This is a genomic window from Alkalihalobacillus sp. NPDC127517, from assembly GCF_050276055.1.
GTDB lineage: Bacteria > Bacillota > Bacilli > Bacillales > Bacillaceae_D > Alkalicoccobacillus.
On sequence record NZ_JBNNQX010000012.1, the window covers coordinates 35493 to 55917 of the forward strand.

The following is a 20425-nucleotide window of genomic DNA, read 5'->3' on the forward strand; positions in this document are numbered from 1 at the left end:
TTTATCTATTAATTTAACGTATCCGGAAAATACTAGTCATAATCTAGTAAAACACTGCATAAACTATAGTGTTGAAGAATAAAAGGAGTGAGTAATGTGAGATCATTATTTGTGCATGTCTTTCATCCTCTGTTTGTGAAGCTATTTGAAAAAGAGATTGAGCAACATGAAATGATTTTACATGATGACCTTGGCTGAGGAGCTAAGGTTTTTTTGTTTGTAAAAAATAGTTTCGGGAAAAGATCTTTAACAATAAAGGGGGCGAATCAATTGAGCCAGAAAAGTGTAACAGCATACGATCATGTCATTGAGCAAATAGAGGAAGCAACAAAGCGTATGGATATTGATCCCATCGTTGAAGATTTTCTCAAGACTCCAAAACGAGTGGTTCACGTTTCATTTCCTGTTGAACGTGATGATGGCTCAACGACTTTGTTTCAAGCGTACCGATCTCAGCATTCTGACGCACTAGGTCCGTATAAAGGAGGACTACGATTTCACCCAGAGGTCGATCTTGAGGAAACAAAAGCACTATCGATGTGGATGAGTTTTAAGTGTGCATTGGTAGAGATCCCACAAGGGGGAGGAAAAGGCGGTGTGGTTTGCGACCCAAGCGAATTAAGTGATCGCGAGATTCGTCGAGTCAGCCGAGCGTTCATGGAAGCAATGGGCGATCTAGTTGGTCCAACTCAGGATGTTATGGCTCCTGACGTCAATACGAATCCAACAATTATGGGCTATATGATGGATACATATTCAAAACGTCAGTCTGGTTTTATACCGGGTATTATAACAGGGAAACCGCTGATTCTCGGTGGATCTGAAGGCAGAAGTCAGGCTACTGCACAAGGATCCGTTTATCTCATTGAACGCATGTTACAGGATTTAAAAATGGAGGCAAGCTCGACAACAGTTGCAATTCAAGGGTTTGGCAATGGCGGTCAGATTGCAGCCAGGCTTTTATATGATCTTGGATTTAACGTGGTTGCAGTTAGCGATTCCAAAACCGCATTATTCGATAAAGATGGATTAGATATTCCTAAAGCACAACAAGCGAAGGAGAGTGGTGATCTCTCTTCATATGGCGATGGGGACTGTATGGATAAACCGGATGACTTACTTTACGTTGAAGCGGATATTTTAGTTCCAGCAGCTCTTGATGGCGTAATCCACGAAAACAATGTGAAGCAGATAAAGTCTCATATGATTGTTGAACTTGCAAACGGTCCTACGACTCCTGCTGCAGAAAAAGTGCTGGTAGAGCAAGGTGTGCATATTATTCCAGATATTTTAGCAAACAGTGGAGGCGTAATTGTTTCTTATTTAGAAACCGTCCAAAATCAAATGAATTATTATTGGGAGGAGGAAGAGATCCTCAAGCAATTAAAAGATCGAATGGTTACTAGCTACGAAAAAGTAGTGCATCGCGCTGAAACATATGAGACAAGCTATCGTACAGCAGCTATGATTTTGGCAATCGAACGTTTGCAGGAAGCAATGATCGCAAGAGGTTGGGTATAATGTTTGTTTTTTGGTTAGACTGGGTATTTTGATAAGAGTACTTACTTTTTATAACTGAAAGGAATGACTAAATAAAATGAAGGTTTTAGTAGTAGGAGCAAACGGACAGATTGGGAAGCAAGTAGTAGAGAAGATTCAGAAGGAAGGTAAGCACACAGCCAAAGCGGCAGTTCGTAAAGAGGAGCAATTATCTCAATTTCAAGATCTAGGAGCAGAAACAGCCCTAATTGATTTAGAAGGTAGTATTGATCATATCGCTGAGGCTGCAAAAGGAACAGATGCTGTGATTTTCGCTGCCGGTTCAGGTGGACATACAGGTGCAGACAAAACAATCTTAATTGACTTAGATGGCGCAATAAAAACAGTGGAGGCGGCTAAACAAGCAGGTGTGAAGCGTTTCTTAATGGTTAGTGCAATTGGCGTTCACAGACGTGAGAATTGGAGCAGCGAGATCCAGCACTATAGCGCTGCCAAGCACTATGCAGATGTATGGCTTGAGAATAGTGGACTTGACTACACAATCGTACGTCCTGGTGGGCTAACAAATGACGAAGGAACAGGCAAGGTTGTTGCAGCGACGGATCTAGATCGTGGATATATTCCGCGCGAAGACGTAGCGAATACACTTGTTGCAGCGCTTGATGAAGAGTCTGTTATCAATAAAGGCTTTGATCTGGTATCAGGTGAGTTATCTGTTGAAGAAGCCTTAAAAGAAATATAAGTCGTATCTAAATGCAGGTAAACAGCGATGCTGTTTACCTGTTTTTTTATTTTGGTGAATCCTTCACAAGTAGAGACGGATTCGTTCTCTTTAAATGATCAAGTCGCTGCATAAGCGATCCTGTATGAAGTTCAATAAGGTGTCCATCTGGATCACGTACGTAAGTAGATTCTCCCTCACTGGATATATCACGGCTTCTACCTGGAATGACATCCGCTTGAAGCGAGGCGAGTTTTGAATGAATCTGGGGCATATCCGTTGGCTCCACTGAAAAAGCTACATGAGAATACGAATCGTAAATCTCTTCTCGTTTGATATCGGTTTGGAGATTCAGTGCAATCCATAAGTTACCTGATTCAAAATAAGCCGTTTTTTCTCCTAATACAATTGGTGAAACTCCTAAAAGAGCTGAATAAAATATAACAGAACGTTCCATGTCCGAAACAGAAAAGGTTATATGGCCAAGTCCTTGGATCATCAAATCACTCCTCCATAGTAGGCTAGCACAGATTAGAAAGGAAGAAAATAGAAAATGAGTTGCATTTCACTGGTTATAAGAATGAGAATATAAAATATTTATAAAAAATGAAGGATTTTAGATTCATTTTATGAGAATTGTGGTATTAAATAGAATAAAAAATGATCGTAGCAGAGGAGAGATGTTTGGTGCTCATTGATCAAGAGTTGTTTCTTCAGATCATTCGAGATTTTGAAGAGAAGCTTGACAGGCGTTTAACGAAAGATGAGATTGAGTTACTGTATACAGTCCTCCAGACGAAGAAATGAATGCAATAAGAGTTATGACAACGGACACGGCTTCTAATAAAAGAGCCGTTTTTGTTTTGGGTGCGTTTACAAATAATTAATAAAAATAAGATCTGGGATTCACATTTTATCAAACATAACAAGGTAGCATGTATATAAAAGCTGAACATTTGAAGCTATTCGGAGGTGACTGACTGTGAAGATTCTGGTAACGAATGATGATGGGATCTTCAGTCCAGGAGTAGCAGCCTTAGTAGAAGTACTGCAGCATTTCGGAGAGATCTTTGTCGTGTGTCCTGACCAAAAGCGTAGTGGCATTAGTCACTCTGTTACATTACGACAACCTCTTAAAGCAACTGCAGTGAAGGCGTTTGGAGACAGTGTGAACTCGTGGGCGGTGAAAGGAACGCCTGCAGATTGTATTAGACTTGCACTGGACGTGCTTATGGATGAAAAACCTGAGATTGTCATCTCAGGAATGAATATTGGCGCAACAATCGGAAGAGATATCTACTATTCGGGTACAATGGCAGCTGCATCTGAAGCGTCTCTCTACCAAATACCTGGTATGGCGATCTCGATCGATCATTTAAATGATTCAGAGATCAAATTTCATAAACCAAAGAACTTGCTTTATGGATTACTGGAAACGATGTTTGCTGAACGGCTACCTAGAAACGTCTTTTATAATATTAATGTACCCTATTTGGATAAGAAGGATTGTAAGGGAGTCTATCCTGTCGCGGCAGATAGCAGTGTCAGTCGTTACAATTATGTTGAGCTTAACGATCCAGACGGATTTGTCTATTATTGGGTAAAGGATCGATTAAACCAACCGGTCATGTATCAAGATGGATTGGACTTTTCAAAATTAAAAGAAGGCTACATAACCATTTGCCCGATCGAAGGAATGGTCACACAGAGAAAGCAGTTAAAGCGGTTGGAAAAATGGTTTCCTAGGGTGAATGAATCATAATAAAAGAAAAAGCGAGCGAATGATCCGTTTATGGTCATTCGTTTTTTCGTGTGAAGTGACTTTGTAAAAGGTTTGTAATGAATGTGTAAATCGACACAATTAGACATAACGATCTACTAAACTATTGATTAGCGAGTACTTAAAGGAGGATAAGTAGCAGATGAAAAAAGCACAACTAAAGCTATTGATTGCCTGTACGGTTTTAACCTCAGTTACATTTATGCCTACAGCATTCGCTGAACAAGAAAGTGAAGCTGATCGGACGGAAGAAACGGTTGAGCTCTTGGAAGCGGAAGAAGAAGTAGAGGCAGAAGAAGAAGCAGAAGTCATTTCAATTGAAGATGAAAAATTAGCGGAGGCACTTCTTAAACAGGTCGCAGCTAACGGATTTGAAGAGTTAACAACAGATGCGATAGAAAGCATCACGGAGCTTAAAGCAACAGGTGCTGGAATTTCTAATTTAACTGGAATTGAGTATGCAACAAATCTTATAACGTTAAACCTGTCAGAGAACCAAATCTCAGATTTATCTCCACTACAGAAATTAACAAAGCTTGAAGACTTAAAATTAGAATCAAATCAAGTAACAGATGCCAGTCCTCTTTCAGGCTTAACGTCTCTAGAGAAATTAAATCTGCGCACGAATAGTGTGAAGGACTTAAATCCGTTACAGCCGCTTGTGCAACTTGAGAAATTAGACGTACGTGAAAATGGTCTATCATCGATTGAAGTAGTCGCTCATTTTCCAAAGCTAAAAGAACTAAACCTTAGAGAAAATGCTGTTAGTGATCTTGAGCCGATTAGAGGCTTAAAAGAGCTTGTTGAGTTAAATCTTCACACAAATCACGTTCAAGATCTTGACCCCTTACGTGAGCTAGTAAAGCTCGAAGTCATTACGATGAGACGAAATCAGATCTCAGATATTTCTGTTCTAGCTAATTTACCATTATTAAAAGATTTAAACCTACGTGTTAATCAGATTACCTCTATTGAAGGCCTACGCAATCATCAGTTTTTAACGGTTCGCTTAAATTTACGAGATAACCCAGGACTGACAGACTTTTCACCCGTTGCTTCGTACTATGATCAAATTGAAGATGTGGACTTTGTTATCCCAGCAGATAACGGAAAAGATCTTGAAGATCTAGACCTTAAAGACGGTGATGAGAGAATAGCCGTTCTGACCAAACGTTTTATTAAAAATAATCGCTATATCCAAGATCCTACTGTCCGTAACCAAAAATTCAGCTTGATTGAAAGCAGTCCTTTTTCATTCTATCGTGGATCGGCGCATCTTTTCTTTGAGGATGCAGCAGGGGATGGATTGGTTGTGCCGAGTTCATGGGCGAATGCATCAGTGGACACGTGGATCACTGGAGATTTTCATATTGAAAATATCGGATTCTATGGAAACGGTGATCGTAAGGCCATTTTTGATTTTAATGACTTTGATGAAGTAGCGGTTGCTCCATATTACTATGATCTACTGCGATTTGGGACAAGCCTCTATCTATTAAATGATGTGGCCCCGGCCCTTCAACTTGATAAAGAAACAATGAATGATACGCTTCATACATTTACAACGTATTACCATGATGCATTAGAAGACATCGTAAATCAGCAAGTAGATGTTCAATCGTTCCAATTTACGGCAGATCAGCTTACTGGATTTGTTGGAAACCATGCAGCCGATCTAGCCTCACTTGATCCGTTTTCAGAGCTTGGGCGCTGGACGCAAATCGTTGAAGGAACAAGAAAATTAGATCCTTCCAATGCTCGTCTAGCAGAAGTGACCGACGAGGAACGCGCGGAACTTGAGGGTGATTGGAATACCTACGTAGAAGGGATTGATGCTTCAATCCTAGATGAGGTGGGCGAGGATTACTTTGCGATCAAAGATATTGCCAGAAGAACAGATGCCGGATTAGGTAGTCTTGGTACGGAAAGATACTATGTATTGATTGAAGGAGCAACAGCTGGTCAACAGGATGATATTATTTTAGACGTGAAGTCACAGCTACCTTCAGCTGTTGATCGGGCAGGTGTGGGCAAGACATCGTCGTACCCAAACCATGCTGATCGTACAATTGAAGGAATGTCAGCACTTCATAACAATCCAGATATTCATTGGGGCAGCTTAACAACAGACAAGCACTCTTATCTTGTGAAGGAACGTTCTGCATTTAAAGATGAATTTGACCAATCTTCTTTTAGAAATGCAGATGACTTTGATTCATACCTGTTCTATAGTGCAAAAGCGTCTGCCTATGCGCATGCTAGAGCAGCGAACAAAATCGGTAACACTCAATTTGCTCAAACGGCTTATACACTCATGGATCAAGACACGTTCCAGCAGGAATTTGCTGACTTGTCCTTCCAATACTACGGACAAACATTAAAGGACCACCAAAACTATCGCACCCTTTATAATGCAGGGGCTTTAAGTAATGAAGTATTTGAACCAATTGAAGAGCCAACGCCGCCACCAGCGGGAGAGGAACCACCTGTAGAAGAGCCAACGCCGCCACCAGCGGGAGAGGAACCACCTGTAGAAGAGCCAGCACCGCCACCAGCGGGAGAGGAACCACCTGTAGAAGAACCAACACCGCCACCAGCGGGAGAAGAACCACCTGTAGAAGAGCCAGCACCGCCACCAGCGGGAGAGGAACCTCCAGGGAAGAATCCAACTACGCCACCAGTAGTAGAGCTTCCAAAAGGTGAGGACCCTCCAAAGTCAAATGGAGGGAATTCAACCGTTACACCTGGTCAGAAGGGACCAACTCAAACAAACGATGGCACGAAAACCCCTAGCAAAACAGAGCAGCCGAAACCATCCGCTTTAGGAGGATTTCTTCCTAAAACGGCTACAGAAACGATTCTGTATCTGGCGTCTGGGCTGACTCTATTGGTTATTGGAGTAGGGCTTTATCTCACTCAACGTAGAAAGAAAGCGAATGTAAAGTAAGGTGTGTTTGAGAGTCTGCCATGGATCATGGCAGGCTTTTTCCTTAATAAAAAACATCTTGACATAAGCAAAAAATAGGAACATAATGCAGATATAAACACGGACAATCATTATCCAGGTTAGTCGTTAATGAGGAGTTTTTAGGGGGAGTTTCTATGAATAATTTAAACAAGTATTTTGACCTTTTTGATCAGTCGCGTACAAGTGAAAAGGCTTTTAATACATTAATCAGTCTGTTCTCAGAAGATATTACGTTTATTTTAAATGGTCATAAAAAAGAGGGAATTCATAATTGGAAAGCATTCGTAACAAAGATCTATGAAGAGAATGTAGATTTAAAACATATGTTTGAAGGTTGGCAACCAGTTGAAGGAACTGACGCATATCAAACAAGTTGGGCTATATGTGGAAAACATAAATCAGGAAAAGTATTTACCCAAACAGGTAAGGATATTGCAAAACTAAATGATCAGGGTGAAATTTGTTATTTAGAGAACGTACCAGATAACACCGATTTGTTTAAAGGATATTAAAGGAGTGAGGCTTTTTGCATATTAAATCTGGTTTTGAACAATCCGTATACGCCTTATTATTACTTGATATGCTTCCAGAAAAAGCTGTTTTACCTGGAGAAGCGATTAGTGAGCACCTAAGCAATTCGCCTTCCTACTTACAAAAATTGATTCGAAAACTGGTCCATGCGGGAATGGTTACTTCAGTCACTGGAGTAAAAGGTGGTTTTAAATTAAGCAAAAAACCTGAAGACATTCGAATATACGATGTGTATGTAGCGATTGAAGGCAATCAATCAATGTATTCATCTAATGGTGTGCTAAGCAGTTTATTACGACTAGATAAAGATGATTGTGAATGCTTATTAGAAAACATCATGATAGAAGCTGAATCAAATTGGATAAACACGTTAAAACAAAAGACCATTTCTACTTTGGCAAAGGATTTACAGAGTGGTCCGTTTGATTCCAAAGTGAAACCTATTGAAAAATGGATACAAGAAAAAATGGTTATATAGCTTAAAAATACAGGAGAAAAAAATGACTACAATCAAAAGTCACGAAGGATATAAAAAAACATTTATTGAGAATAAATTAACACTAGGCTTAGCTTTTCCGTTAGAACTACACGGTGGTGCTTTTGCGAGAATGGATATAGATGAACAGGTTAAGCTTGCAAAAAAAGCGGAAGATCTTGGATTCGCTGCTCTTTTCGTAAGAGATTCACCGCTGCATGATCCCAAGTTCGGGGATTCTGGTAACATCTACGATCCTTTTGTATTTTTGTCTTATCTAGCTGCGCATACGAAAAAAATGGCGCTAGGAACAGCGAGTGTGGTAACTCCTTTAAGACACCCATTACACATAGCGAAATTAGCTTCATCCTTAGATATTCTTTCTAATAATAGATTTCTATTTGGAGTTGCTACGGGAGACCGGCCGATGGAGTACCCGGCCTTTAAAATAGATTCAGATGATAAAGGACGATTATTTAGAGAATCAATCGAAGTCATGAAGAAGGTATGGAGTGAAGACTTTCCTACAATCGAAACGGAAAGAGTTAACCTTACTGAAGGGAATGTATTACCTAAACCTAATCAATCTCACATACCTCTTCTCGGGACTGGCTATGCAAAGCAATCGATGGAATGGCTAGCCGAACATATGGATGGATTTATGTTTTACATGCAGGAAGGGTTTAGACAGAAGGAACTAATTAGAACGTGGAGAGAACACACGGGGACGTTTAAACCGTTTATCCAACCAATTATTTTAGATTTAACTGAAGACCCAAAGAAACCGCCTTTTCCAATTCCGATAAAGGCCAGTCTAAAAACCGGAAGAAACTTCTTAATAGATTATCTTTATGCTTTGCAGGATATGGGGATTAACCACACAATGTTCTTCTTGAATACTGGAACTCGACCAGTTGATGAGGTCGTTCAAGAACTTGGAGAATATGTTGTCCCACTCTTTAACAAATAGAATGGAGGGATTCAGATGAAAGAATTATTAAATAAAATTAATACATTGGCAAAAAAAGAACGTGAGGTTGGACTAAGTGCTCTTGAGAAAGAAGAGCAACAACAATTGAGAAAAGAATATATTAAGAATTTTAGAGGACAAGTTCTAAGTACACTCACTGGTTTAACAATTGTTGATCCACTAGGGAATGATGTGACTCCTGAGAAGGTTAAGAAACTGACTTTAGATAATGAAAAGTAAGTGTTAGATTATGTTTAGAGATAGGCAGGAACATAATTGCAGAAAAAGAGGTTGAGACATAACATTAATGTGGATAGCAAAGCACGAACATAGCAATAAATCCGCTACAGGACAAACCTCGCTTTCCGCGGGAACGGCCTCAGCCCCTTTTTCGGGAAAAGCGCCGCTACATTGTCTTCACCACGTTCTGTTCCGCAGGAGTCTCGGATTCTCCTTCCGCTCGTTTTAAAATAACCGAATGGCGAATGATTCGACAGTAGAATCATTCGCCATTTTTTATTGATTTTTAGTTTCGTCCCAGCCCCTTTTGATTTTATCCATTTTCGTCATAGCCTTACTTTTAAAGAGGATTCCCGCAATGCTTGCAACTGCTTAAGTGTGAACTGGTCATTTCTCCACATCCATAGAGGCTTTCACGTACACTAATCGATATCATCTGTTGTTTCCTCCTGTAAATAATTCAACATAATGTTGTTACACCTAGTTCTTTAATCTGTCTCTCTTTGCTGAACTAAGAAATAGATAAAGAAAAGAACTCCAAAACAGAAGTTGCGCTATTTTCACTAAAAGAACGATTGCATCACTCCCATACTCTCTAAAGCCAAGGAAAAAGTCACCGATAATAATCAGTGCAGTAATTCCTAAAAGAATGACTGCTATCACTTGCATCTGCATCGTCCTCTCAGTTGTATTAACATTATTTTACATGCGCTTGTAAATGAAAGCGACGGTTTTATTTCGACAACTCAGCCGCTATTAACTACAAAAATCTACTATATTCTTGTTCCAAACGTTTCAGTTTCATTACGAATGTTCCACGTATCTTTTCATTCTGTGTAATTTCATGTATGATGGCAAAAGAACAAATGGGTACTTTCTGCAAAAAAGAAAGGATGAATGATTTGAAAGAGATAAAGCGAGCGTGTCTTTTAGCGATGGCAACGTTTCTGATTGCAAGTCTAGGATTTAGTCAATCTGTACTTGCTGAAGGATCGGAGGGGCAGACTTTTTTCTATAAGGAACAAACATTATTAACGCCGATCGAAGCAGAATGGTCTTATGAGGGAAAGAATGGTCCTGATTATTGGGAAACGTTAAGTAATGAATACGAAGCTTGTGGAAAAGGGGAAACTCAGTCTCCAATTGATATTGAGACAGAACCAGCATCTAAACTAGATCAAGCAGATCTTGAGCTAGCGTTTGATTACAATGAAACGATCTACTCTGTTGAAGATCACGATGAGATCTTCCAGGCTAATTCATTTGATTTAGATAATAATACACTTACTCTTGATGATGAAGACTATAGATTAAAACAAATTGCCCTACATACACCTAGTGAGCACACTATTGATGGAGAAGAATACCCACTTGAGATTCAGTTGGTTCATGAAAATGAGGATGAAGAGCAATTAATTATTAGTGTAATGGCCGAGGAAGGTAAAGAAGATAAGGTGCTTAAAAAGGTTTGGATGGCGTTGCCTAAAGCAGATGGCGTTGCAAACCGAGCTGTTGACTTTGATGCATCTGAGCTTATTCCGGAACTAGATAGCCTTTATACGTATGAGGGATCTATAACAACACCACCATGTACAGAGAATGTGATGTGGTTTGTATCAGATGAGCCAATTAGCCTGTCTGAAGAGCAGATTGAGGCGGTACAAAAGGTTTCATCAGAAAACAACCGTCCAGTCCAAGATTTAAACAAACGTGATATTTTAAAAGTACAGCCGTAATGCTTGAGCCACCAAAGAATGTTTTTCTTTGGGGCTTTTTTTGTTCTTATGATTCTCGTAATAGACATCCTTTGTCTCTTAGAGTGGTAGTACGCTATACTTTAATAGAAAAGATCAGAATGTTTTTACAATGCAGGGAGGCGTTAAGCGTGTCAAAAACAAAAAAAGCGTATCAGATCGATAAAGAAATTGAAACAGTGTATTCCAATCTGTCAGCTCATCCAGACGTGAAGAAGGGGCTAGCCTTTTTAGAGACGGATCAAACAAAAACGCTACATGAACAGATTGAATTAGCCGAAATCAGTGCTCCACCTTTTCAAGAGGAAAACCGAGCACGTGCATTCATGAAAAAGTTAGAAGCGCTAGGGCTTGAGGACGTACAGCAAGATAAGGAAGGAAATGTGTTTGGTCGACTTAGAGGGGAGCGGAGAAGTCCGGCTTTGTTTGTTAGTGCCCATATTGATAGCGTCTTTTCTATGGAAACAGACGTAACGGTTTCAGAAAAGGATGGTATTTATTATGGCCCAGGAATTACGGATGATGCAAGAGGGCTTGCTGCCTTGTTATCCATTGTCCGGTCATTTCAGCATTCTGGTATCAAACCGGAAGCGGATATCATCTTTGGAGGAACAGTAGGAGAGGAAGGACCAGGAGACTTACGTGGAGTAAAGGCGTTTTTTAATGAGCATCCAGAAGTAGAAGGCTTTATTTCTATTGATTCGGTGTCTCCTACTGCGATTGTGTATAAAGGGACGGGAAGCAATCGTTATGAGATTACGTACACAGGTCCAGGAGGACATAGCTTTGGTGCATTTGGTACACCAAGCGCAGTTCATGCAGCAGGGAGAGCCATTTCAGCCATTGCTGACTTAACACCTGCTGAGCACCCTAAAACGACATTTAATGTAGGCGTTGTCCAAGGTGGTACGATTCCGACTGCGATTGCAGAGGAAGCGAAGCTGTATCTAGACATTCGTTCAAATGGAAAAAAAGAATTGGACGAGCTGGATAGTCGTATTCAAATCATCTTACAAGAAGCGGCTGAAATGGAAAACCGTAAAACGGGGCAGTATGGTGACGCCGGAATCCGTGTGGATATTAACAAAGTAGGTGATCGTCCTGTCGGTATGCAAGATGATCAATCGAGGGTTGTCCAAACCGCATGGGCAGCAACGGAGCAGCTAGGGCTTGTACCGACATTGGAGGAAGCACTTAGTACAGATGCGAACCTTCCTATTAGCATCGGTGTGCCTGCTTTAACGCTTGGAGCAGGTGGTGATGGCGGAGGATATCATTCATTAGATGAATGGTTCGACCCGAAAAATGCTCATTTAGGACCACAGAGAGTGTTCCTGACGGTTCTAGGGTTAAGTGGTATCTCTAAAACAACACTACCATTATTACCGGAGAAATAAGTTGGATACCGTTACTCATACGCTTTTTGGATTGACCACTTATGGAGCTTTAGATAAGTCAAAAGCAGATAAGCAGACCAAACGAGCATTGCTTTTTACTGCTTTGTTGTCAAGTCAGGCTCCAGATCTGGATGTTGTGGCTAGAGTAACCGAAACCGGTCGGATTATGGACCAGATGTGGCATCGAGGATTGACTCACTCTGTTTTCGTTGCCCCGATCTGGGCCTTTTTGATCTATGCGCTGGTTTGGGCAATTTGGCGAAAGAAAGATAAAATGATTTTCTATTTAGCATTTGTAAATGTCATCATTCATATTGGAACCGATTCTCTTAATGCATGGGGAACTGGTTTCTTTGAACCATTCTCAAATATGAGAGTAAGCATAGGAGTCTTGCCGATACTTGATTTTATCATTTGGGGTATTTTTCTTAGTGCATACATATTTAAGAAAGTGAGAAAAAACCAATCAACTCATAAGATCTGGCGTGTTGCCTGGATTTTCGTCCTTGCTCATATTAGTATCCAAACAGCACAAGGAGTATGGATTCATCAGGAAGCGCGTAGTACGTATGAACAAACAACGTTGACGGCAAGCTTTTTACCAGCACACTTCACTGTACTTGCCAAAGAGGATCATCGTATTCTCGTCTATGATCAAACGTTATGGTCGAAGCAAGAAAATCCTGCTGTGATTGAATCAAACGAAGAAGAAGACTTAACACCATTGTTTGAAGAGAACCCACGAGCAGAAGTATTAATGACTTGGTCACCTTTTGTTGTCATCACAACAGAGGACGGCAAGCTTGGAGTGTATGATCCTCGTTTTTATCGCGGAGGCGGCCCGATGCTCTTTGAATCGATCGATCTAACAAATTAGGAGGCGGATCAATGAGGATAGAGACCTTAACACAATGGAACGAGCTTGAACCATACATTGAGTTGCTACAAGCAAAAGAGGTGGCTCATAACTTGGCTATTGGCTTAATTAAGCGAAATCTAGACAGTAGTGAGCAGGATTCACTTCTTTTCTCTGCCGTTTTCTTTGAAAAAGAAGAGCCGGTTATCCTTTTGATTCAAAGTATTAAGGAGCAGGCCATTCTTGCGGTTTTGGGACAGGTTGCTGAAGAAGAGTTAAAAGAAAGTGCTGAGATTCTTGCTCAACAGAATAGGAATCTCCCAGGAATTATGGGTGAGATTCCTTATGTCGATGCGTTTTCGCTACATTACTCTGGATTTACTCAAACAAGACGAACCCTTCATACCGCTCAACGAATCTATCAACTCCGAAACGTGAAGCCTCCGGAGGGGATACCTGGTCAATTGAGGTTTGCTACAAAAGAAGATACGGAATTTTTAATAGAATGGGCGATACAATTCGGTGAGGATGCAAACGTTCCGCTAACGGAAAACGAAGCACGTGAACGAGTGGAACGTTTTACAGGGCTGGAATCGATGTATGTTTGGGAGTTTGAAGGAAGACCAGTATCAATGGCTGCAACATCTAGACCAACTCAAACAAATATTAATATCTCCTTTGTATTTACACCGGCGAGTGAACGGAAAAAGGGCTATGCCTCAGCATGTGTGGCTACACTTAGTGAAAAAATGTTAGAAGAAGGATATGAAACAGTTTCTCTTTATACAGATCTCTCTAATCCGACATCCAATCATATTTATCAAGAGATTGGGTATGATATGGTCGTAAACTCGAAGTTGTATTATTTTCATTCATAATGGTAAAAAAGAGGCAGGGACGTAACATTAATATAGGTAGTAAAACACGAACATAGCAAGGTATCCGGTACAGGAGAATCCCTCGCACCCGTGTGATACGGCCTCAGTCCCTTCCGCTCGTTTTGTAAAAAATACGAATGGCGAATGATTCAATCGTAGAATCATTCGCCATTATCTAATTGATTTTATGTTATGTCCCACGTTCTTTTTACTATTAGGCGGGGATCTTCTCTTTTGCCACATGATCATGCATGATATTTGCTGAAATGAGTCGCTTGCGAACAGTAATACCGATCCAACTAGCTAGAAATGCTTTGATTATCCCAGGAATGATGAATGGCGTCACACCTGCTGCGATTGCTCCAGGCCATGGTAGCGCAGCTGCATATTTTAACCAGATCGTACCTAGAGTTAATGCAACAGTGGCTGCTAAGGTGTTGGCGATCATTGCGTGGAATAAAGTGAATGACGTTTTTTCTAAATAATATCCTGTAATAAATGCAGTGAAAATAAACGCAAAAATATATCCTCCGGTTGGTCCGAACAAAATATGTATGCCACCGCTTGCTCCAGCGAACACTGGTAATCCTACAGTACCAAGTAAGACGTAGCATAACATGGCTAGTGCGCCTTTGCGGCTACCAAGAATCGTTGCTGCGAGACCCACAGCGAGAGTTTGTCCACTAATCGGTACAAGTGGAAGAGGGATTTCGAGTTGGGCAAGTACGGCTGTAATGGCTGCGAAGATTCCGCAATGGATCAAATCTCTAAGCTTGTTCGATTGTTCATTCACGTCTAGTCACTCCACTTCTCTTTATTGTTAACCTTATTTTATTGAAGGTTAACATAAAATCATGATAGAGTGTTAGCTTTTTTTACATGATTCAAAAAATTTATGATGCTTAGTGTAAAAGGTTTCTTTTTTTAATTATTCTAATTGTAAAAAAGGGTAGAATCACCAAGCGATGAACTACCCTCAATACTTATCATGTGACGTTTGTTTAATGCGATCCGTAGGGTTAGCGAGCGTGATCATCCCGATGGCACCACATGGTACTGTTAAAAGAAGCGTAGTTAAGATGTTGGCACCGATGTAAAAATGAAATAGAAGAAACGTTACCATGGACAAACGAAACAGCCTGCGCACATGCTACAGGCTGTTTGAAATGTATATCAACGTTTTCGTCTACGGTACACATACCAGCCACCAGTTAGTAATAAGCCAGCAATGGTAACTGCACTCGACTCGATAAAATAGGGTGGGTAATACGAAAAGGTTACTTCGTTTTCTCCATCTTGAAGTGCAACCGCCATAAAGGCATAGTTGGCTTTTTCAACGGGTACTTTTTCTCCGTTTACGTTTGCTGTCCACCCTTTTTCAAAAGGCACTGGGATGGTAAGGTATTCGTTTGAGTTTGCATTCTCAACGGTAAATGACATCCTGCGTCCATCAATGGAGACAGAGATATCAGATTCATTTGCTCGCGCTACTGCTTCATCTAGCTTCTCGTAGTTCTCTTGGTAGATGGAGAACTGATCGAGCTGATAGCTTCCTTTACGCATCCGAATAGAGATGGTCTCATCCATTGGTATACGTATTGTTAAATCATTTACGCCTGTTTTGTAAATGGATTCTCGTGATTTTCGATCGGTCACGTAGTCATTCACCTCAAGCTTAAAGAGCTTAGCTGTCTCTGATTGATTTAAGAGATGGAAGGAGACGTATAGGTCACTGTCCTCCTCATCTGAAATGGACGTGGGAATCTGTAAATCAAGACCGCCACGATCATCTGTGATCGTCAGGATCCCGTCTTCGTATGACCCTCCAACCGCTTCAAACTCAACATCTTGAATAACGTTTTCGTTATCGCTTGGACTAGCCAAAACCTCAACCGTATTCTCCAAAATTACACCATCTACCATCGCGTGCTCTCTTGTTAACATGGGTTGATCCTGCATTTGCTCTTCGCTATAAGTCGTGCATGTCACACGGGCAAATGGAAGCATATTTTGGTTTTGATAAACGACATACGATTCGTTCTCTTCAAATGGCTCAAATCCATAAGGTGCATGAATTTCTTGATTTTTAGGGAAAAGAATGTACTTGCCACCAAGTAGGCTATACAAGTTCGTTCGATCGCCAAAGCCAGAATATCGACTAACACTTTCTCGTTTCATATCAATTTGAAGATCATTGTAGTAGAAAAAGAGCATGTGCTGATTCAATACACTTGAATAGCTACTAACGCTAGGAAATCCTTGCACCATCCCTGTGTTATTCCGTCCGCTCCGTCCACCAACAACCCACTCAAGTCTTGCAAGCGGATCGTTATCTTGATCCAGTACAGAATGAATCAGATCAACTTGCTCACTTGGTTGATACTCTTCTGTGATATAGGCAACATTTGCATTGGTTAAGTTGCCGGCCTGTGATAGCTGCTTATCTTGATAGTGATAAGCAAGTAGAAGCTGAGTAGCAATGACTGAGGTCGTAAGTAAACCAATTGCATATGTTGGCCGTTTCCACATGACCCAAATAAAAGCTAAAAGCATAACCGGGACAAGGATGAGAAAGTCATCAACTCCAACACGACTTAATTGAAGTGCTTGATCTGTCAGATACACAATGATGAACAATAAGAGTGTAGCAACCGCAGAAAAAATCATTTGTTTTCGCGGTATGTGAGCGACCTTTGACAAAGCAATTGCCACTGCACCACCAATAGCGAAGGAGCCCATATATTCAAACCGATTCTGAGGAGCAGAGAAGCCATTAAAGACACTCGCTATGATCGGAAAATAGTGCATGATGATAAAAAGCAGGGAAAGAGCGGCAAAAAACTGAAACACCTTATCCCTATATAATGATTTTAAAAAGATGAATAAAAGAAAGAGTGCGGGTAAGATTAATGTCCGACTTGTATAAAAGATATTGTCATGAATGGCAAACCATTCGATGGGATCTTCAAACGGAGGGCGATAGTTATTTAAGAACCCATATACCGCTGGAACAAACGAGATCGCACCAATTGCAAAGCTGAGTAAAATGGAAGGTATGTAATATTTCACTTGTTCAAGTATGGTTGTTTGGTCATCTGGAAAGCGAATGAACCAACGCAAAAGAACATAGATCGCCACAAACAGGCAGCTCATATACGCAAAATAAAAGTTATTAAATAAGGCAAAGCTTAAGCCGAGAATAAACCAGAACGGTTGTTTCTGACGGATGATCTTCTCGATACCTAAGACAAGTAAGGGGATCCAAAGATATGCATCCGCAAAGAATTCCCAAAAAGCTGCATGACGATAATACATCACACTGCTCGCATAAAGGACGGCGCCTGCAAAAGCAGGGAGGTAACCAAGCTTAAATGTACGAAATACGGCTGTTGTGATGAGGGTAATGATAGTCATTCTGAATACACTCACAATGACGCTTGATTGCGCCCAGAATAGAAGGTCAGGACTACTTATGAAAGAGAGGGTCTCCATTAACCAAACAAAAAACACGGTTGCGAGAAACACCATGTTAGTGGAAAAGTAATAAGCTAGTTGACCGTAAGTGCCACTACCGAGTCCAAAGTCATGTGAGTAGAACCACTCCCCATTTATATATTGTTGATACAGAAAATGCTTAAACGGAACCATTTGTGAGAGCCCATCATTGGGCCCTACCATAAACCGGCCATGTGAAAGTTCTTTTAAGAAGAAAAAATGTGCAAGAATAGCAAAAGCGAGACTTCCAATGATCAGTAACCAAACTGTACTTTTACGTTTCATGTTGAGCTCCATTTTGTTTTAAGATTTTTCCGGTGACTAGAAACGTGACAGGGACCGTGATAAACATCGCAGCAATAGGAGCTATATTACTAGAGAGTGAGAAAAGCTCAACAAACACAAACACTAAACTGGATGAAACGGTTATATTCACAAGCTGTGTCAAAGGAAACTGAAAGAATTTGCGCCAAGTTGGCTTAACTCCGTAGGTAAAATAACAGTTAAGAAAATAAGAAATAACCATACTGATTAAAATACCAGTGATGTGCGCAACCATATAATAAACATTAAACACATTGTTAAAAAGCAAGAAGATGAGGTAGTAGTTTAATGTATTTACTCCCCCAACGATAACAAAACGAAAGAATTCATTATTTAGCTTTTTCATACCTGATGCCTCGATCCAAATTTGTTTCCTTCACTAAATAGTGAGGACGTCTCTTTGTTTCATTGTATATGCGCCCGATATATTCTCCAATGATCCCTAGACTTACAAGCTGAATACCACCTAAGGCAAGAATTGCGGAAATCAAAGTGAAATATCCTGGTACTTCTACGCCTGTTCGCATAATTTGGAAAAAAGTAAAAACAATATAAGCGATTGAGAAAAGAAGGATACCAGACCCAGCGTATAAGCATAAGCGTAATGGCTTCATATTAAAGGATACAATGCCATCAATGCCGTAATTAATAAGCTTTTGCATCGACCATTTTGATTGCCCATTCTTCCTAACAACATTCTCGTAATGGACTACTTTTTGATCAAACCCAATCCAAGAGAACAAACCTTTAGAAAAACGGTTCCCTTCACTTAATACAAGCAGGGCATCCACTGCACGACGACTTAATAGGCGGAAGTCACCCACTCCGTTTTCTAGCTTCACATCAACTACTTTATTCATTAACTTGTAGTACAATGTAGACAATGTACTTCGAACAAAGCTTTCACCTTTTCGATCACGCTGGGCAATGACTTGATCATATCCTTCTTCAAAGCCAAGTAGAAGTTCATGTACAAGCTCTACAGGGTGTTGAAGGTCTGCATCGATGACAATTAAGCAGTCGCCTTTTGCGTGTTGAAAACCAGCTAGAATGGCTGACTCTTTTCCGAAATTTCGAGTGAACGATACATATTTGACATTTGAATGCCATTTTGAAAGACGTTGAAGTTCTGTAAGTGTGCGGTCAGAGCTTCCGTCATCAACAAAGATCACCTCTAGTCGGTAATGGGTAGATGCCACTTCATCTCTCATTGCCCGGTAAAATGCATCGACGTTTTCTTCTTCGTTATATGAGGGAACAATAACTGATAATAATGGTTTGTCCATATAAAGGCCTCCTAAGTTATGTTTAGTTCAAATTTGTGGCCAGAGAAAAGTAGTGGTAAGCAATAACATAATACCCTTTTTCACAAAAAGAAACCTACATTGCCCCTTGTTAAAAAAACAAAAATTGTGGTGTAAACAAGAGAGAATATGGAGAATGTTTCAAGAAAGCCCAGGGGAGGCTCTAACTGTATGAAGCAAACATGTTTAACGATAGGTTTAATTCTTGGACTGCTTATCGCAGGAGGGGTGTGGTGGATGTTCTATCAAGAGAAACAGACGATCCGTTCCTTAGCTTCGGACCATTCACTTTTATTTGGAACGGCGATTCGATATCAGCCCTTTTCTGAAGATCCTGACTATCTGAATTTAATTACAAGCGAATACAATGCTGTTACAATTGAAAATGAATTAAAAATGGAAATCATGATGCCTGAAGAGGGCGTCTACGCTTTTAATCAGGCAGATGAGATGATTCGGTTTGCAACAGAAAATGAACTGAGTATCCGGGGCCACACCCTTGTCTGGGAACGAGTTCCCTGGTGGCTTGAGAATGGTGAGTATTCAGATGCAGAAATCACCAGCTTATTAAAACAGTATGTCCAAACGACAGTTGAGCGATACAAAGGAAAACTGTATGCGTGGGATGTAGTGAACGAGGCTTTTGATGAGCGTGGCAACCTAAAGGATAATTTTTGGTTACGGCACATTGGACCTGACTATATTGAGCTTGCTTTTCAGTGGGCGAGAGAGGCAGATCCTGATGTATTGCTTTTTTATAATGATTACGAAAACGACGTCTGGTCTCCTAAAACAGAAGCGACACTTACATATCTCACCTCCCTTCGAGAAAGTGGTGTGCCGATTGATGGAATTGGACTACAAATGCACTTAGACCTGGCAAATGATTTTGATCCTGAACAACTGCAGAATGTGATGAATGTGATGGGGGAGGCAGGATTTCTTGTGCACATTACAGAATTAGACATTAAGCTTCAACACAGCGGTGAGGATGTTGAAACCAAAAGGCAAAAGCAAGCAGACCGATTTGCAGACATTATGGGTGTTTGCTTAACGAATGATGCGTGTACTACATATACCGTTTGGGGGGCAGCAGACCCTTACAGTTGGATTAATTTCACAGATGAAGCATCAGCTGATCTGGCCTATCCACTGCTTTTTGACCATGAATTGAAACAAAAGCCAGCATATACAGCAATAATAGAACGTATGAAATTAGAAAATTAGTTTAA

At 40.5% G+C, this 20425-nt stretch carries 19 protein-coding genes; 13 read left to right on the top strand and 6 right to left on the bottom strand.

Annotation, left to right across the window (positions count from 1 at the left end):
- The first annotated feature begins 270 nt into the window (after positions 1-270).
- Together ACQKKO_RS16485 and ACQKKO_RS16490 are read left to right on the top strand one after the other, a co-directional pair.
- Positions 271-1521, top strand: coding sequence for a Glu/Leu/Phe/Val family dehydrogenase (locus tag ACQKKO_RS16485; protein WP_498649098.1), 1251 nt, complete (start codon positions 271-273; stop codon positions 1519-1521).
- A 76-nt stretch (positions 1522-1597) separates the two neighbouring features.
- Entirely contained in the window at positions 1598-2242 is a 645-nt protein-coding gene (locus ACQKKO_RS16490; RefSeq protein ID WP_498649100.1) for an SDR family oxidoreductase, read from the top strand.
- Positions 2243-2288: 46 nt separating this feature from the next.
- On the opposite strand, the gene ACQKKO_RS16495 is transcribed toward ACQKKO_RS16490, so the two are convergent.
- Positions 2289-2720, bottom strand: a complete 432-nt coding sequence (locus tag ACQKKO_RS16495; RefSeq protein ID WP_498649230.1) for a VOC family protein — start codon at positions 2718-2720, stop codon at positions 2289-2291.
- Between the two features lie 483 nt (positions 2721-3203).
- Here ACQKKO_RS16495 and surE point away from each other — a divergent pair, with 483 nt between their 5' ends.
- The 6 genes from surE (at position 3204) to ACQKKO_RS16525 (ending at position 9185) form a co-directional block, all read left to right on the top strand.
- A complete protein-coding gene (surE, locus tag ACQKKO_RS16500; RefSeq protein ID WP_498649101.1) occupies positions 3204-3983 on the top strand; it encodes a 5'/3'-nucleotidase SurE in 780 nt (259 codons plus the stop codon).
- 160 nt (positions 3984-4143) lie between these two features.
- The gene (locus tag ACQKKO_RS16505; protein WP_498649102.1) at positions 4144-6948 is read left to right on the top strand and encodes a DUF2252 family protein; all 2805 of its coding nucleotides are present in this window, start codon (positions 4144-4146) and stop codon (positions 6946-6948) included.
- A 155-nt stretch (positions 6949-7103) separates the two neighbouring features.
- Positions 7104-7481, top strand: coding sequence for a nuclear transport factor 2 family protein (locus ACQKKO_RS16510; protein ID WP_498649103.1), 378 nt, complete (start codon positions 7104-7106; stop codon positions 7479-7481).
- A 14-nt stretch (positions 7482-7495) separates the two neighbouring features.
- Complete coding sequence (locus ACQKKO_RS16515; RefSeq protein ID WP_498649104.1) at positions 7496-7978, top strand: Rrf2 family transcriptional regulator; 483 nt, start codon at positions 7496-7498, stop codon at positions 7976-7978.
- Between the two features lie 22 nt (positions 7979-8000).
- The gene (locus ACQKKO_RS16520) at positions 8001-8945 is read left to right on the top strand and encodes an LLM class oxidoreductase (protein WP_498649106.1); all 945 of its coding nucleotides are present in this window, start codon (positions 8001-8003) and stop codon (positions 8943-8945) included.
- A 15-nt stretch (positions 8946-8960) separates the two neighbouring features.
- Positions 8961-9185: a DUF896 domain-containing protein gene (locus tag ACQKKO_RS16525; protein ID WP_498649108.1), complete on the top strand. Its 225-nt coding sequence runs from the start codon at positions 8961-8963 to the stop codon at positions 9183-9185.
- A gap of 480 nt (positions 9186-9665) precedes the next feature.
- Here ACQKKO_RS16525 and ACQKKO_RS16530 read toward each other — a convergent pair whose 3' ends face one another.
- Positions 9666-9854, bottom strand: coding sequence for a hypothetical protein (locus ACQKKO_RS16530; protein WP_498649110.1), 189 nt, complete (start codon positions 9852-9854; stop codon positions 9666-9668).
- A gap of 233 nt (positions 9855-10087) precedes the next feature.
- Between ACQKKO_RS16530 and ACQKKO_RS16535 the strand changes: the two genes are divergently transcribed.
- The 4 genes from ACQKKO_RS16535 to ACQKKO_RS16550 all read left to right on the top strand — a co-directional run bounded on the left by ACQKKO_RS16535 (position 10088) and on the right by ACQKKO_RS16550 (position 14070).
- Positions 10088-10921 carry a carbonic anhydrase gene (locus tag ACQKKO_RS16535; RefSeq protein ID WP_498649112.1) on the top strand — a complete coding sequence of 278 codons (834 nt, stop codon included), beginning with the start codon at positions 10088-10090 and terminating at the stop codon, positions 10919-10921.
- Between the two features lie 149 nt (positions 10922-11070).
- Complete coding sequence (locus ACQKKO_RS16540; protein ID WP_498649114.1) at positions 11071-12336, top strand: M20/M25/M40 family metallo-hydrolase; 1266 nt, start codon at positions 11071-11073, stop codon at positions 12334-12336.
- A 1-nt stretch (position 12337) separates the two neighbouring features.
- Complete coding sequence (locus ACQKKO_RS16545; RefSeq protein ID WP_498649116.1) at positions 12338-13213, top strand: metal-dependent hydrolase; 876 nt, start codon at positions 12338-12340, stop codon at positions 13211-13213.
- Positions 13214-13224: 11 nt separating this feature from the next.
- Entirely contained in the window at positions 13225-14070 is an 846-nt protein-coding gene (locus ACQKKO_RS16550; protein ID WP_498649118.1) for a GNAT family N-acetyltransferase, read from the top strand.
- Positions 14071-14284: 214 nt separating this feature from the next.
- On the opposite strand, the gene ACQKKO_RS16555 is transcribed toward ACQKKO_RS16550, so the two are convergent.
- From ACQKKO_RS16555 to ACQKKO_RS16570, 4 genes are all read right to left on the bottom strand, one after another.
- Positions 14285-14863: a biotin transporter BioY gene (locus ACQKKO_RS16555; RefSeq protein ID WP_498649120.1), complete on the bottom strand. Its 579-nt coding sequence runs from the start codon at positions 14861-14863 to the stop codon at positions 14285-14287.
- A gap of 380 nt (positions 14864-15243) precedes the next feature.
- On the bottom strand, positions 15244-17850 hold the full coding sequence (locus ACQKKO_RS16560) for a YfhO family protein (RefSeq protein ID WP_498649122.1): 2607 nt from the start codon (positions 17848-17850) through the stop codon (positions 15244-15246).
- Positions 17840-18235 carry a GtrA family protein gene (locus ACQKKO_RS16565; RefSeq protein WP_498649124.1) on the bottom strand — a complete coding sequence of 132 codons (396 nt, stop codon included), beginning with the start codon at positions 18233-18235 and terminating at the stop codon, positions 17840-17842. The genes ACQKKO_RS16560 and ACQKKO_RS16565 overlap by 11 nt, the downstream gene beginning before the upstream one ends.
- The gene (locus tag ACQKKO_RS16570; RefSeq protein WP_498649126.1) at positions 18219-19175 is read right to left on the bottom strand and encodes a glycosyltransferase family 2 protein; all 957 of its coding nucleotides are present in this window, start codon (positions 19173-19175) and stop codon (positions 18219-18221) included. Before ACQKKO_RS16570 ends, ACQKKO_RS16565 begins: the two co-directional genes overlap by 17 nt.
- Positions 19176-19364: 189 nt before the next feature.
- On the opposite strand from ACQKKO_RS16570, the gene ACQKKO_RS16575 reads away from it, so the two are divergent.
- A complete protein-coding gene (locus tag ACQKKO_RS16575; protein ID WP_498649128.1) occupies positions 19365-20420 on the top strand; it encodes an endo-1,4-beta-xylanase in 1056 nt (351 codons plus the stop codon).
- The last annotated feature ends 5 nt before the right edge of the window (positions 20421-20425 follow it).

Coding starts and splice junctions, on each gene's coding strand:
- ACQKKO_RS16565 (WP_498649124.1), bottom strand. CDS start 18,235: ATGAAAAAGCTAAATAATGAATTCTTTCGTTTTGTTATCGTTGGGGGA.
- ACQKKO_RS16495 (WP_498649230.1), bottom strand. CDS start 2,720: ATGATCCAAGGACTTGGCCATATAACCTTTTCTGTTTCGGACATGGAA.
- ACQKKO_RS16530 (WP_498649110.1), bottom strand. CDS start 9,854: ATGCAAGTGATAGCAGTCATTCTTTTAGGAATTACTGCACTGATTATT.
- ACQKKO_RS16550 (WP_498649118.1), top strand. CDS start 13,225: ATGAGGATAGAGACCTTAACACAATGGAACGAGCTTGAACCATACATT.
- ACQKKO_RS16520 (WP_498649106.1), top strand. CDS start 8,001: ATGACTACAATCAAAAGTCACGAAGGATATAAAAAAACATTTATTGAG.
- ACQKKO_RS16570 (WP_498649126.1), bottom strand. CDS start 19,175: ATGGACAAACCATTATTATCAGTTATTGTTCCCTCATATAACGAAGAA.
- ACQKKO_RS16525 (WP_498649108.1), top strand. CDS start 8,961: ATGAAAGAATTATTAAATAAAATTAATACATTGGCAAAAAAAGAACGT.
- ACQKKO_RS16505 (WP_498649102.1), top strand. CDS start 4,144: ATGAAAAAAGCACAACTAAAGCTATTGATTGCCTGTACGGTTTTAACC.
- ACQKKO_RS16510 (WP_498649103.1), top strand. CDS start 7,104: ATGAATAATTTAAACAAGTATTTTGACCTTTTTGATCAGTCGCGTACA.
- ACQKKO_RS16575 (WP_498649128.1), top strand. CDS start 19,365: ATGAAGCAAACATGTTTAACGATAGGTTTAATTCTTGGACTGCTTATC.
- ACQKKO_RS16490 (WP_498649100.1), top strand. CDS start 1,598: ATGAAGGTTTTAGTAGTAGGAGCAAACGGACAGATTGGGAAGCAAGTA.
- ACQKKO_RS16560 (WP_498649122.1), bottom strand. CDS start 17,850: ATGAAACGTAAAAGTACAGTTTGGTTACTGATCATTGGAAGTCTCGCT.